Below are 13,090 nucleotides of genomic sequence, written 5' to 3'. Positions count from 1 at the left end.
AACGGTTCATGCGTGTGTAGACCGTATGCCAGTTGCCAAAGCGCTTGGGTAGGCCGCGCCATTTGCAGCCATGCTCGGCAACGTAAAGGATGGCGTTGACCACTTGCAGGTTGGTCATGCTGACATTGCCGCGCTGCGCCGGCAGGCAGTGTTCGATCAGAGAAAATTGTGCTGGCGTGATCTCCATGCCCAATAGTTTAATCGCTCGGGCCATTAGTGTTAACAGGCCCTAGAAGCCGACGCGTCAGAGTTCACGCGGATAGCTGTGTAAAAACTTTTTTTACAAACTCTGTTGGACGCGGCCGGAATCAGGCGGACGACGGGCAGGCGTTGCCGGCCCGCGTAGACGATGCGAGCAAGGCGCTGACGTGCAGGTGCGGCTATACAGCCGGCGAACGACAGTAAGGAATTAGCAGCGCAGGGCGGCGCATGCGTCTGCTGACGTACGCACGGGCTGGCGAAGAAGAAATTTGGCGCCAGAGAAGAGGGTCGCCGGAGAATCACCTCGGCTGAACTCGCCGACCTGCGTCGCGCTAGGCGCGGCATGATCCGGCGTCCGGGTGCGTCCGGCATCGTCTCAAGGCGAGGTGATTGCTACACGAGTTACAGAGCGTTACTCAGCAGCCGAACGCCCGCCACCACCTTCCAAAGCACTGAATTTATTGCGTTATTGCCGAGGCGTTACGCGCGTTACAGCAGTTACCCTGAAAAATGGCAAGTCCGAAAATAAAAGTGGGCAGACAGCGGCTAGATAGATGCCCTGAGACTGTCCAAGTAGTCCGCCCAGGCTTGCATCATCTTCCGGCGCTCGACCAGATGGGCAGTGCGGTTGTAAGCGCGTCCGTTGGGATCTCGGACGGCATGCGCAAGTTGGTGCTCGATGTAGTCGGGACGAAAGCCCAGAACCTCGTCCAAGACGGTGCGTGCCATTGCTCGGAAGCCATGACCTGTCATCGTGTCTGAGTCGTAGCCCAGCCGCCGCAGCGCCGCATTGATGGTGTTCTCGCTCATCGGGCGCCCTCTCCCACGCACGCTAGGGAAAACGAACTCACCGCGACCCGTCAGCGGATGTAGGTCGCGCAAGATGGCAACCGCTTGCGAGGACAATGGAACCACGTGGGACTGAGCGGTCTTGCTCGCAATGAATCGCCATTCGCTCGAATCAAGATCAATGTTCTCCCAGCGTGCTCGCCTCAGTTCTCCTGGGCGCACGAATACGAGTGGAGCCAGTTGCAGCGCTCCCATCACCACTGGTGAACCACGATAGCCATGGATCGCTCGCAATAGCTCACCTACCAAGGCTGGCTCGGTCACGCTGGCGAAATGACGACCCTCCGGTGGAGTCAAAGCGCCCTTCAGATCAGAAGCAGGGTTGCGTTCCGCTCGGCCCGTAGCAATGGCATAGCGAAACACTTGGGCGGCAAGCATTCGCGCGCGATGAGCAGTTTCCACCGCCCCACGCGCCTCAATCTTCCGCAGTGCCTGCAGTAGATCGCGAGCCGGTATTGCATCCACTGGACGGCTACCGATGTAAGGACCGAGATCCTTCTCAAGGAGGCGCCGCTCACGCACAACTGAGCCAGCAGAGAGCTTGTTGGCTCGCATAGATAGATGCTCCGCGGCGATCGCCTCAAACGTGTTGGCCGAGCGCTCCAAGGTTGCCGACTTCTCAGCCTTGCGCTGTTCGCCAGGATCGATGCCTTCGGCCAACAACTTGCGCGCCGCCGCATGCCGCTCACGTGCCGTAGCCAAGCTGACATCCGGATATGTCCCAAGCGATAGCGTGTTGCGCTTGCTCGTCACCGGGCGGCGGTAGTCCCAACGCCACCACTTTGCACCGTCAGGGCGCAGTAGCAGATACAGGCCGCCGCCGTCGCGAAGCTTCTGCACTGTGGCGGCGGGCTTTGCCTTACGAATGGCTGTATCGGTCAAAGGCACTTTGGCGGTAACTGACTTTGGGGGGCGGTAGCTTACCGCCAAACTTACCGTCATCAAACTTGGGATCTAAGCAAACCCCATAGGACGCAATCAGACACAAAAAAGGCCGAAACCCCTTTTTTTATGCGGGTCTTCGGCCTTCTTAGGACGCTACTGGATCTTAAAATGGTGGGCCCACCAGGATTCGAACCTGGAACCAAAGGATTATGAGTCCTCTGCTCTAACCGTTGAGCTATAGGCCCGCGTGTCTGTCGGCGAGATGGCGAGCATGTCGGGCCGTGCAGCGGACACGAAAGTTTACCTGTCTGTACGTCACCGTGTCTGCCATGTGCCCTCTGCCGGAAGCGATCCAGCGCTCATAGCCGCGAGATCACGTATCGGCTGTCCACAACGAAAAAGCCCAGCACCGGCTGGGCTTTGCGCATCAGATTTCAGGGTTAAGTCCCGCCGCCTTACAGACGCCTTCGACGGACCGGTGCGGTGCAACCAAGCAGATTGCAGCCCGGTGTGGAGCTTGGTGGTGCCGAAGCTGGTTTAGTTAGCAGCCCGTCGCAGCGCATGTGTGCGTGACCGGTGGCGAGCCTTCGGCGCAAGCTTGGCAATCAACACGACGTGGCGGCGGGCACGATGATCGCGATAACGCGCGGGGTGGCGTTGGGAAACACAATATCTCGAAGCAACCAGCAAACCCTACCAATCCAGAATCCCCAATCCCAATCCCCACCCTCAGGCATCAGCCGTCTCAAACTGCCCATCGATCAACTGCCGACCTGCACGAAACCCGTGCGCAATGGCCTCCTGGTACGTCGCATAGGCCAGCCCGTTGCAGCCGATACGCGGCTTACGCTTGCCGCCGAGCGCATACACGTCCACCCAGAGCGTCCACTTGGCATCAGGGGAAGCCTGCTCGGCGCGTACGCGGATCTCGTGTTCGCGGTACGTGGTGGTTTCAAAGCGGCTTTGCCTGCTCATAAAGCAATCTCGTCTCCATTCGTCGGCCAACTTAAAAGTCGCTGTCAGAACGCCACGTGAGGTTTGCAGAAACATCTGTTTAATGTTGCATGGCCGTGTAGCTTCGTCGGCGGTGCGTGAAACATCGGGGCTGCACCGCTGACGCTTGCCTGGCATGCGACCGATCGCAGCCCAGGTACCAAGCATAGCCAACTGCCTGAGCCATAACGCAACAGCCCCGCATGAGCGGGGCTGCTGTGTGATCACTGCACGGTCGCGACCGAGGACTCAGTCGATATCCAGGAACGAGCGCAGCTGTTCCGAACGGCTCGGGTGACGCAGCTTGCGCAATGCCTTGGCCTCTATCTGACGAATCCGCTCACGTGTGACGTCGAACTGCTTACCGACCTCTTCCAGCGTGTGATCGGTGTTCATGTCGATACCGAAGCGCATGCGCAGTACCTTCGCCTCGCGCGGGGTTAGGCCGGCCAACACGTCACGCACCGTCTCGGAGAGATTGATGTTGGTGGTGTTGTCGATCGGGGACTCCACATTGGTGTCCTCGATGAAGTCGCCCAGATGCGAATCCTCGTCGTCGCCGATCGGGGTTTCCATCGAGATCGGCTCCTTGGCGATTTTCATCACCTTGCGGATCTTGTCCTCGGGCATGTCCATTTCCTTGGCCAGTTCCTCCGGCGTGGCCTCGCGGCCGAACTGCTGGAGCATCTGACGGGAAATGCGGTTCAACTTGTTGATCGTTTCGATCATGTGCACCGGGATACGGATGGTGCGCGCCTGATCGGCGATCGAACGGGTGATGGCCTGACGGATCCACCACGTGGCATACGTCGAGAACTTGTAACCGCGACGGTATTCGAACTTGTCCACGGCCTTCATCAGGCCGATGTTGCCTTCCTGGATCAGGTCCAGGAACTGCAGGCCGCGGTTGGTGTACTTCTTGGCAATGGAGATCACCAGACGCAGGTTGGCTTCGACCATTTCCTTCTTGGCCTTGCGCGCCTTGGCTTCGCCATAGGCCATCGCACGGCTGATTTCCTTGATCTCGCCCAGGGTCAGGTAATTGGCCTTTTCCATCTCGATCGAGCCCTGCTGCTCGGAGATGATCTGATCCTTGACGTCGCGCAGCGCCGAGGACCACTTCTGCTTGCGCTTGAGTGCGTCTTCCACCCATTCCAGGTTGGTCTGGTTGCCTTCCCAGGAGCGGATGAAATCCTTGCGCGGCATGCGGGCCACGGTGGTGGCCAGGTGCAGCACCTTGCGCTCGTGGTCCTTGATGCCATTGACCACGCCACGCAGCTGGGTGACCAGCGCGTCGGTCAGCGGTAGCGGAAGCTTGAGCGTGGTGAAGATGGCGGCCATGTCTTCGCGCGCCTTGACCACCAGCTTGTGCTCGGCGCCGTTCTTGGCATAGACCTTCTTGAACTTGGCGTATTCGTTGGCCAGGTTCTCCATGCGCGTGGCCACTTCCACCGGGTCCGGACCGGTCGGGCCGGCCTCTTCTTCGGCGGCCTCGTCATCGCCGTCTTCGTCGTCGTCTTCGTCGACTGCTTCATCGTCGGACACGGCGACCGGGCCGGCCGCGGCGAGCGCAGCAGCGGCCGCATCGGCCTCTTCGATCAGGTCGTTGAAGCCGACCACGATCTCGGCCAGACGCTTCTTGCCCTCCTTGTGCGCTTCGTAGTCGGCCAGCAGCATTTCGGTCGACAGCGGGAACACGCCCAACGCGGCCTGGACCTGGCTCAGGCCTTCTTCGATGCGCTTGGCGATGGCGATTTCGCCTTCGCGGGTCAACAGCTCGACCGTGCCCATTTCGCGCATGTACATGCGCACCGGGTCGGTGGTGCGGCCACCTTCGGTGTCGAGCGCGGTCAGCGCGGCGGCAGCTTCTTCGGCTGCGGTGTCGTCAACCTCGCGGTTGCCGGTGTTGCCATCGTTGAGCAACAGGGTTTCGGCATCGGGTGCAACTTCATGGACATCGATGCCCATGCCGTTGATCATGCTGATGATGTCTTCGATCTGCTCCGGGTCGACGAGGTCGTCGGGCAGATGGTCATTGACTTCGGCGTAGGTCAGATAGCCCTGTTCCAGGCCCTTGCTGATCAGTAGCTTGATGTCGGATTGCTGGGCAGGACGTTCGTTGGCCATGAGTGCTCGCGCCACCGGCTTTGAGATTGGAAAGAGAACCTAGCATTATACCAGCGTGAAGCCCGGTCTGCCGGATTCAAGACAGGACCGCTGGTGGACGTGTTGTATCTAGGGTCTGAGAAGGAAGGTCACCGGGCCATCGTTGACAAGGTCGACAACCATATGGGCACCGAAACGCCCGGTTTCCACCCCGCCGCGATGTTTTTCGCGACAGATCGCCGCCAATCGATTGAACGCCGGTTCAGCCTCCAGTGGCGGCGCGGCGGTGCTGAAGCCTGGGCGGTTACCGGAACTGGTGTCCGCAGCCAGGGTGAACTGGCTGACCAGCAGCAGGCCGCCGCCGGTGTCGGCGAGTGAGCGGTTCATCTTGCCAGCGTCGTCGCCGAATACCCGGTAGCTCAGCAGCCGCTCGGCCAGGCGCCGGATCTGCGCATCGCTGTCGCCGGGCTCCACGCCGATCAGCGCCAGCAGCCCGGGACCGATCTGCCCGACGATCTGGTCATCGACCGTGACGCTGGCGCGGGTGACGCGCTGGATCAGTGCAAGCATGGGCATTCTCGGGCAGCAAACTGTGCCGCGCAGCATGCCCAGCGCCGCCGGCACTGTCACGCGCGGGCCTTCGCGGTCTGCGCTGTTTAGAATTGCGCGGATGACACCTGATGTTCGCGCTCGCCTGTTGTACGCCACCGCCGCCACCGTGGGCCGCTTGCCGTGGCCGTTGCTCAAGCGCGTGGCCGACACGCTGGCCTGGGGCTGGCGCAAGCTCAATGCACGCGAATCACGCATGGCGCGCCGCAATCTGGAGCTGGCATATCCGGAACTGAGCGCCGAGCAGCGCGCGCGCTTGCATGCGCAGATCCTGCGCTCGACCGCGCGGCAGACGCTGGAAGTGCTGCGCGCCTGGACCCGCCCGCCGGCGGAGAACCTGGCACGCCTGCAGCGCAACGGCCAGGAACTTTACGACGCTGCGCTCGCCTCCGGGCGCGGGGTCATCGTGGCGGCGCCGCATTTCGGCAACTGGGAACTGCTCAACCAGTGGCTGTCCGAGCGCGGGCCGATCGCGATTGTCTACCGCCCGCCGGAGTCCGAGGCGGTGGATGGCTTCCTGCAGCTGGCACGCGGCGGCGACAACGTGCGCCAGGTACGCGCCGAAGGCCCGGCGGTGCGGCAGTTGTTCAAGGTGCTCAAGGATGGCGGCGCGGTCGGCATCCTGCCCGACCAGCAGCCCAAGGCCGGCGACGGCGTGTTCGCGCCGTTCTTCGGCATTCCGGCCTTGACCATGACCTTGGTCAACCGGCTGGCCGAGCGGACCGGGGCGATCGTGCTGTACGGCTGGTGCGAGCGCGCCGGCGACGACCTGCAGTTCGCGCTGCATGTGCAACCGGCCGACCCCGCGGTGGCCGATGCGGACCCGGTGCGTGCGGCCAGCGCGCTCAACGCCGGCATCGAACAGATCGCCCGGCGCGACCCGGCGCAATATCAGTGGACCTACAAACGCTACACCCTGCGCCCGCCGGGCAGCGGCGAGGCCAATCCGTATGCGACCGAGCGGCATCCGCATTGAATGCAGAGCCACATCTCACTTGATTGCCCAGCGCATCACTGCCAGGTCAACGCACTTGGAGCGGCTACCAACACGTAGCGGGCAGTCGTCAGGTGGGTGCGGACGGCGCGCTCAGAACCGCAGTGTAAGAGTGGTACATGCCGATTCCGGGCATCGGCGCGCCCGCCTGGCGAGTGCGTAGCTTTGGTAACCGCTCAGTCGTCGTGCGGATCGGCAGGTGTGTCCAGGATGCGTTGATAGAACGCCAGGTCCAGCCAGCGCCCGAACTTGAACCCGGCCTCGCGCACGGTGCCGGCATGGGTGAAACCGAACTGTTCGTGCAAGGCGATGCTGGCCTGGTTGCTGGCGTCGATGCCGCCCACCAGCACGTGCACGCCACGCGCTTGCGCCGCTGCGATCAGGGCCTGCAGCAGCAGGCGCCCCAGCCCTTTGCCACGATGGTCGCGATGCACGTAGATCGAATGCTCGACGCTGTACTTGAAGGCGGGCCAGGCGCGAAACGTGCCGTAGCTGGCAAAGCCCATCAGGGTGCCGTCGTCGTGCTCCACGCCGATCACCGGAAAGCCGCCCGTCTGTTTGGTGGCGAACCAGCCGACCATGCTTTCCGGTGGCCGGGGACGGTAGTCGTACAGCGCAGTGGAATTGGCGATGGCTTCGTTGAAGATGTCCAGAATGGCGCTGGCATGGCGCGCTTGGCTGCAATCGACAATGTGCATGGGGGCCAACGAACATGGAGGTCGCCCGATTAGAAAGCATTGCCGGACCCTGAACAACGCGGGCAGCGGGGCAACCAAGTGGCGCGGGCCTGCCCACTCAATCGGCAGCGGCTGGATGCAGCGTTCTATCCGGTTGTGGCGACTGCCTGTCGCCAGGCGCGCGACAATGGGCAGAGACGATCACGCAATGACCGCGGCGGCGTCCGCCTTGAAGCGGCCGTGGCAATCCCCATCTGGAGTCGTGCATGAGCAGCCCCCTCCCCTCCCCCAGCACACAGGCCTTCGGCGATCCGGCGGCGATTCGCTGTGAGCGCGCCGCTTCCGAACTGCGTGCCGGGCGCCCGGTCTTGCTGACGGCGGCGAATGGGCAGGCGCGTGCGGTGCTGGCGCTGGATAGCAGCACGGCACAGTCGTATGCGGCGTTCGCCCGTGCCGCACGGGGCCGCCACTATCTCTTTGTGACGCCCACTCGCGCCCAGGTGCTGGGGCTGAGCGCGCCGCAGGGTGCGCGCGTGGGCTTGATCGATCACAGCTACGACCAGCTCGCCGCGTTGGCCTACCTGCGCGACACCCCGGTGCCTGCGCAGTGGACGGCCGGCGATGCGCTGGATGCCGGCGGCGTGGAGATCGCGCGGCTTGGCCTGCTGCTGCCGGCGTTGCTGGCGGTGGAGCTGCGCGATGTGCACGACCATGCCGCGTTCGCCGGCTGCCAGTCGCTGGCGCTGGACGATTTGCTCCGCGGCTGTGCCACCTCCGCGGCTGCCGGCTACGAGCTGGTGACCCGCACCCCGGTGCCGCTGCGCGGCCTGGGCATGAGCGAGTTCGTGGTGTTTCGCGGCGGTGTGGCGCAGCGCGATCAGGTGGCGATCGTGGTCGGCCAGCCGGACCTGGGCACTGCCGTCCCGGTGCGCGTGCATTCGTCGTGCCTCACCGGCGACCTGTTCGGCTCGCTCAAATGCGATTGCGGCGACCAGCTGCGGCACGGCCTGGCCAAGTTGAAGGAGCTCGGTGGCGGCGTCCTGCTGTATCTGGACCAGGAAGGTCGCGGCACCGGCATCGCCGCCAAGATGCGCGCCTACGGCTATCAGCATGCGGGCCTGGACACCATCGACGCCGATGCGCAATTGGGCTTTGGTCCGGACGAGCGCCGCTACGGCAGTGCGGTGGCGATGCTGCGCGGGCTGGGCATCGGCCGGATCCGGTTGTTGACCAACAACCCGGCCAAGGCCGAGCGCCTGCGCGCGGCCGGCATCGTGGTCGAAGACCGCATCGCGATCACCGGCGACATCACCGCCGAAAACGAGCAGTACCTGCGCACCAAGGCCGCACGCGCCGGCCACGCGCTGGATGTGGATGCGTTGATCCTGGCCGCGCAATAACGCGCCCGGCGCCGGGTGCGCCTGCACTGGGCAGCCGGCTATGCTTGCGCATCGCTTCTGCAGGCCCGCCTCGTGCACGACGCTCCACCGCCGCACCCCGACGTCTTGGTCCAGCCCGCTCCGGCAGAAGCCCCAGCCGTGACGCACAGCCAGTGGCAGTCGCTGCCGCGTCGCGGTGCATATGTGGCGGCGATCAATGGCACGCTCGGCGGCGGATGTGCGGGCCTGATCGCAGCCAGTGTCACGGTTGTCTGGCTGCACGCCTGGCGTTACTGGCCGGCGGTGCTGGGCGTGACCGCGGTCATCGCCCTGCTGGGCGCCTGGTTGGCGGTCAAACGGCACCGGCTGACGCAATGGAAACTCGATCAGCATGGCCTGGCGCTACAGCGCGGTCATCTGTGGCAAAGCGATACGCGCGTTCCGATTTCGCGCGTGCAGCATGTGGACCTGCGCCGAGGGCCGATCGAACGCGCGACCGGCCTGACCACGCTGGTGGTACACACCGCCGGCAGCCGGCTCAACGCGGTGGCGCTGTCGGGGCTGGATCAGGACGATGCCGAGCGCCTGCGCGACCGCCTGGCCCGCCAACTCGATCACGACGACGACGCGCTATGAGTGCCGTTGCACATCCCGGCAACGACGAGCAGCGCCTGCATCCATTGTCGTGGGTGTTCGTGTTGCTGCAGCAGATCCGTCAGTTCCTGATTCCGCTGGCCGCACTGATCCTGTTCGGCAGCCGCGACGGCAATCGCGATGTTGCCGACCAGATCGCCACCGGCGTGGTGATTGCGGTGCTGGTGGCGATTTCGGTGCTGCGCTACTTCACCTACCGCTACCGCATCGGCAGCGATAGCGTGGCCATTCGCAGTGGCCTGCTGGAACGCAGCCGGCGCGATATTCCGTTTGCGCGCATCCATAACGTGGTGGTGCATCAATCGCTGCTGCACCGTCTGGCCGGCGTGGCCGAGGTGCGGCTGGAATCGGCCGGTGGGCACAAGCCGGAAGCGGAAATGCGCGTGCTGCGGCTGGATCAGGCGCTGGCGCTGGAAGATCTGATACGGCGCCGTGCAAGCGACGCAGGCGTGCCGGCGCCGCAAGTCGAAGAAGACAGCGGCAGCTTGCTGCGCCTGCCGATGGCCGAGGTCATCCGGCTGGGCCTGATCTCCAATCGCGGCATGGTGGTGGTGGCGGCCGGCTTTGGCGTGATCTACCAGATGATTCCGCGCCGTACGGTGTCCAACTTCGTCGAGCATAACGGCGAGCTGGCCTATCGCTACGTCAGCCAGATCCATCCCGGCGTCGCGGTCATGGCAACGCTGGTGATCCTCGCCACGCTTGCCCTGTTGATGGCCATGCGCGCGCTGTCGGTCGCCCTGGCGGTGACCCAATACCACGGCTTCCATCTGAGCGAATCCGAGCGCCGCCTCACCGTGGAGCGCGGGCTGCTGACGCGGATCCGCAGCAGCGTGGCGTTGCGGCGGATCCAGTCGTGGACGTTGTACGAGGGCCTGCTGCATCGCCTGTTCGGTCGTCGCCAGTTGCGGGTGGACACCGCAGTGGCCGGCACTGGCGACACCCACGGCGGCGCATTGAAAGAACTCGCGCCCATTGCCGACCCGCAACAATGCGACGCCTTGCTGCAACGCCTGCTGCCCGGCATCGCCTGGCCGCCGACGCAGTGGCAGACGATCGCCACGCATTGCTGGTGGCGATTGAGTCTGCCCGCCGCGCTGATGCTGCTGCCGCTGACGGCGGGCCTGGCGTGGCAGTTCGGCAGCAAGGCCTTGTGGTTGCTGGTATGGCTGCCGTGGAGCGCGTTCAAGGCGCAACGCCAGGTGCAGCGCATGGCCTACGCGGTGGATGCGCGTTACGTTGCCGTACGCGGCGGCTGGTGGAAGCGCTGGTGGCGGCTGGCCGAGCTGGACAAGCTGCAGGCGCTGCAACTGCAACGCTCGCCGCTGGATCGGCTCTCCGGCACCGCCACGCTATGGCTGGATACGGCTGGCGCCAGCGCCACCGGCCCGGCATTGCGGCTGCGGTTTGTGCCGTTTGCGCAGGCGCAGGCGCTGCAGGCGCAACTCGGTGCCGCATTGGCACGGCGCAAACTGCGCTGGTGATCACCGCCGGCGATCAGTCATGGTGCTGATCCGTCCTTGGTGATCTGCGGTTGTGCTGGTCGAGTGGGCCACTCGGTTTCGTGATCCGATCATTGACGGCGATCAGCTTGGGCGATGCCTTGCAATGCTCACCGACGTGGTCACGGCTGATGCAGCCCGGCGCGGCACCAAACGTCGCGAGCCGTCGGACAACGCGGGGCACTGCAATCGACGCGTGGTACATGCCGAATCCGAGCACCGACCACGACCGCCTGACGGCTGCGCAGTCGTGGCATGAGCTGCGCTTAGCGCTGCGCCGGCCCCCAGTAGCCCAACTCGCGACGGATCTGCAACCCGCGCCACACCGCACCCAGCGGTTTGCGGCGCAGTCCGCCGAGCTTGCCGGCGATGAAGTCTTCGGTGGCGGCAATCACCCGCTCGGAAGAATGCCCGTCGCGATACGGGTGAATCGCATCGGCGTAACTGGCAAGCGCGCTACGCGATGCCGCATCCGGCGCCAGCGCGCGCGCCAGCTGCTGCGGCAATTGCTCTGCCTGCTGGAAGTCGAGCATGTGCGGCTGCGGCACACGGTTGCGAAAGGTCACCACCGGTTTATGCTGCACCACGAACTCGGACACGATCGATGAGGTATCGGAAACCAGCACGTCGGCCGCACGTTGCGCGGCCATGACCTCTTCGGGCTCGATGAAGCGAGCGTTGGCGCCTGCCAGTGCGCGATAGCGGTCGAACAATTCCTGCGCGCACTTCGGGTGCAAGGTCAGCAGCCAGTAATGCGCGCCGCGCGCGATGTCGGCGGCGATCTCGTCGTAGAGTGCGGGCGCTGCGCTCAGCCGCTCGGTGAAGGTGGAACCGAACAGGATCACCGGGCGGCCGGCGGCCGGCGCACGCAAGGCCGCGCTACGGCCGCCATCGTCGCGAAAGACCGGGTCGAGCTTGGGCCAGCCTGTTTCCACCACGGCAAAATGGCCCTCGCGCTGCGCCAGCGCGCGAAACGGCGCCGTGGTGGCGGGGCCTTGCGTGCAGTACAGATCGAACAGGCCACGCACCCGGAAATGGCCGCGATTGTCCTCGCGCTTTTGCACATTGAAACCGTGAAACAGCTGCACTTTCGCGCCGGACACAAACGGTGGCACCCAATTGGCGGCACTGAAAACCGCACGCGGACGCAGCGCCAACGCCTCGTGCAGGCCGACCTCGCGCACGCCCGGCAGCGCCAGCCCGCGCGCGCCACCTTCGAACCAGGCCGACACCGCGTGCCCGCAGGCCTGTAACGCCTGCGCCAATGGCGCCAGAATAGGCAACGCGTAACGCTCCGTTGCGAACAGCAGGTAATCGGCCATCACATGTCCTCTTCGACCGCACCCGACGAACGGCCTCGCATTAGCGCCTGCATTATCGCGTTCAACGAGGCCGATCGCCTACGCGACTGTCTGACCTCGCTGGCGTTCTGCGATGAGATCGTGGTGGTGGACTCCGGCTCGACCGATGCCACTGCCGCCATCGCCAGCGCACACGGCGCGCGCGTGCTGCAGCGCGCCTTCGATGGCTATCGCAGCCAGAAGGCGTTCTGCGTGGCACAGGCCAGCCACGACTGGGTGTTGTGTCTGGACGCCGACGAACGCGTCAGCGATACCCTGCGCGCCTCGATCATCGCTGCGCGCGATGCCGGGTTCGCCACTGCGGCCGGCTACCGCTTCGCACGCCTGTCCGATTACTTCGGCCGCTTCCTGCGCCACGGCAACGCGTATCCGGACCGGGTGCTGCGCTTGTTCGATCGTCGCCGTGGTGGCTGGCGCGGCAAGCGCGAAATCCACGAAGCGGCCAGCGTGGATGGCCCCGTGGAGACCTTGCCGGGCGATCTGATCCATTACCCGTACCGCTCGCTGATGCAGCAGCTGGCCAAGACCCAGCGCTACGCGCAGATGATGGCCGAACACGAACACGCACACGGCAAACGCGCCACCTGGAGCAAGCTAGTGCTGGCACCGGCCTGGCGCTTCTGGCGCGGCTATCTGTTGCGCGGCGGCTTTCGCGATGGCTGGCATGGGCTGATCTACGCGTATGTGCGCGCCAACTACGTGCGCCAGAAGACCATCATGTTGTGGCTGCTGCAGCACAATCAGCCGGTGCAGGATCCGCCGCCCGCGCCGGAGCGGCGCAGCGAGTAGGCGCAGTTGAAAAGCCTGGCGAGCAGTCATCAAGCCGCTGCAAATAGTGCGCAGACGTCGGCATATCCAGGGGAGAGATGCCGATTCCAGC

12 protein-coding genes, 1 tRNA gene and 1 other RNA gene are annotated in these 13,090 nt (G+C 64.5%); 5 read left to right on the top strand and 9 right to left on the bottom strand.

Annotated elements, in window-relative coordinates; translation table 11 throughout:
- The 6 genes from F7R02_RS05680 to dtd all read right to left on the bottom strand — a co-directional run.
- The coding region (locus F7R02_RS05680) for a transposase (RefSeq protein ID WP_151210039.1) at positions 1–187 on the bottom strand (187 nt) is incomplete at its 3' end.
- Between the two features lie 560 nt (positions 188–747).
- Positions 748–1,938 (bottom strand): tyrosine-type recombinase/integrase, encoded by a 1,191-nt coding sequence (locus F7R02_RS05670; RefSeq protein ID WP_078589720.1) that lies wholly within the window; start codon positions 1,936–1,938, stop codon positions 748–750.
- A 166-nt stretch (positions 1,939–2,104) separates the two neighbouring features.
- A tRNA-Ile gene (locus F7R02_RS05665) sits at positions 2,105–2,180 on the bottom strand.
- A gap of 484 nt (positions 2,181–2,664) precedes the next feature.
- Positions 2,665–2,985 (bottom strand): hypothetical protein, encoded by a 321-nt coding sequence (locus F7R02_RS05660; protein WP_011052523.1) that lies wholly within the window; start codon positions 2,983–2,985, stop codon positions 2,665–2,667.
- Positions 2,986–3,177: 192 nt separating this feature from the next.
- Complete coding sequence (rpoD, locus tag F7R02_RS05655) at positions 3,178–5,055, bottom strand: RNA polymerase sigma factor RpoD (protein ID WP_005921936.1); 1,878 nt, start codon at positions 5,053–5,055, stop codon at positions 3,178–3,180.
- A 108-nt stretch (positions 5,056–5,163) separates the two neighbouring features.
- On the bottom strand, positions 5,164–5,604 hold the full coding sequence (gene dtd / locus F7R02_RS05650; RefSeq protein WP_005927386.1) for a D-aminoacyl-tRNA deacylase: 441 nt from the start codon (positions 5,602–5,604) through the stop codon (positions 5,164–5,166).
- On the opposite strand from dtd, the gene F7R02_RS05645 reads away from it, so the two are divergent.
- Positions 5,603–6,619, top strand: coding sequence for a lauroyl acyltransferase (locus F7R02_RS05645; protein ID WP_172397222.1), 1,017 nt, complete (start codon positions 5,603–5,605; stop codon positions 6,617–6,619). The genes dtd and F7R02_RS05645 overlap by 2 nt on opposite strands.
- Before the next feature lie 62 nt (positions 6,620–6,681).
- Here F7R02_RS05645 and F7R02_RS05640 read toward each other — a convergent pair.
- Both F7R02_RS05640 and F7R02_RS05635 read right to left on the bottom strand, forming a co-directional pair.
- Positions 6,682–6,758: non-coding RNA, sX9 sRNA (locus tag F7R02_RS05640), on the bottom strand.
- Between the two features lie 55 nt (positions 6,759–6,813).
- Positions 6,814–7,335 carry a GNAT family N-acetyltransferase gene (locus F7R02_RS05635; RefSeq protein ID WP_003484403.1) on the bottom strand — a complete coding sequence of 174 codons (522 nt, stop codon included), beginning with the start codon at positions 7,333–7,335 and terminating at the stop codon, positions 6,814–6,816.
- Positions 7,336–7,580: 245 nt separating this feature from the next.
- Between F7R02_RS05635 and ribA the strand changes: the two genes are divergently transcribed.
- The 3 genes from ribA (at position 7,581) to F7R02_RS05615 (ending at position 10,831) form a co-directional block, all read left to right on the top strand.
- Positions 7,581–8,714 carry a GTP cyclohydrolase II RibA gene (gene ribA / locus F7R02_RS05625; RefSeq protein WP_011052524.1) on the top strand — a complete coding sequence of 378 codons (1,134 nt, stop codon included), beginning with the start codon at positions 7,581–7,583 and terminating at the stop codon, positions 8,712–8,714.
- Positions 8,715–8,852: 138 nt separating this feature from the next.
- The gene (locus tag F7R02_RS05620; RefSeq protein WP_003484425.1) at positions 8,853–9,329 is read left to right on the top strand and encodes a PH domain-containing protein; all 477 of its coding nucleotides are present in this window, start codon (positions 8,853–8,855) and stop codon (positions 9,327–9,329) included.
- Positions 9,326–10,831, top strand: a complete 1,506-nt coding sequence (locus tag F7R02_RS05615) for a PH domain-containing protein (RefSeq protein ID WP_078589717.1) — start codon at positions 9,326–9,328, stop codon at positions 10,829–10,831. Before F7R02_RS05620 ends, F7R02_RS05615 begins: the two co-directional genes overlap by 4 nt.
- 284 nt (positions 10,832–11,115) lie before the next feature.
- Here F7R02_RS05615 and F7R02_RS05610 read toward each other — a convergent pair whose 3' ends face one another.
- Positions 11,116–12,174 (bottom strand): CDP-glycerol glycerophosphotransferase family protein, encoded by a 1,059-nt coding sequence (locus tag F7R02_RS05610; RefSeq protein WP_078589716.1) that lies wholly within the window; start codon positions 12,172–12,174, stop codon positions 11,116–11,118.
- Here F7R02_RS05610 and F7R02_RS05605 point away from each other — a divergent pair, their 5' ends adjacent.
- On the top strand, positions 12,175–12,999 hold the full coding sequence (locus F7R02_RS05605) for a glycosyltransferase family 2 protein (protein ID WP_078589715.1): 825 nt from the start codon (positions 12,175–12,177) through the stop codon (positions 12,997–12,999). It begins immediately after the preceding gene.
- Positions 13,000–13,090 lie beyond the last annotated feature (91 nt).

The organism is Xanthomonas cissicola (assembly GCF_008801575.1).
Lineage (GTDB): Bacteria > Pseudomonadota > Gammaproteobacteria > Xanthomonadales > Xanthomonadaceae > Xanthomonas > Xanthomonas cissicola.
This window is presented reverse-complemented; position numbering and strand designations above follow the sequence as displayed.

What these genes read in the sequence shown, in the direction of transcription:
- ribA (WP_011052524.1), top strand. Translation starts at nt 7,581, where the DNA reads ATGAGCAGCCCCCTCCCCTCCCCCAGCACACAGGCCTTCGGCGATCCG.
- F7R02_RS05645 (WP_172397222.1), top strand. Translation starts at nt 5,603, where the DNA reads ATGGGCATTCTCGGGCAGCAAACTGTGCCGCGCAGCATGCCCAGCGCC.
- F7R02_RS05660 (WP_011052523.1), bottom strand. Translation starts at nt 2,985, where the DNA reads ATGTTTCTGCAAACCTCACGTGGCGTTCTGACAGCGACTTTTAAGTTG.
- F7R02_RS05605 (WP_078589715.1), top strand. Translation starts at nt 12,175, where the DNA reads ATGTCCTCTTCGACCGCACCCGACGAACGGCCTCGCATTAGCGCCTGC.
- F7R02_RS05635 (WP_003484403.1), bottom strand. Translation starts at nt 7,335, where the DNA reads ATGCACATTGTCGATTGCAGCCAAGCGCGCCATGCCAGCGCCATTCTG.
- dtd (WP_005927386.1), bottom strand. Translation starts at nt 5,604, where the DNA reads ATGCTTGCACTGATCCAGCGCGTCACCCGCGCCAGCGTCACGGTCGAT.
- F7R02_RS05615 (WP_078589717.1), top strand. Translation starts at nt 9,326, where the DNA reads ATGAGTGCCGTTGCACATCCCGGCAACGACGAGCAGCGCCTGCATCCA.
- rpoD (WP_005921936.1), bottom strand. Translation starts at nt 5,055, where the DNA reads ATGGCCAACGAACGTCCTGCCCAGCAATCCGACATCAAGCTACTGATC.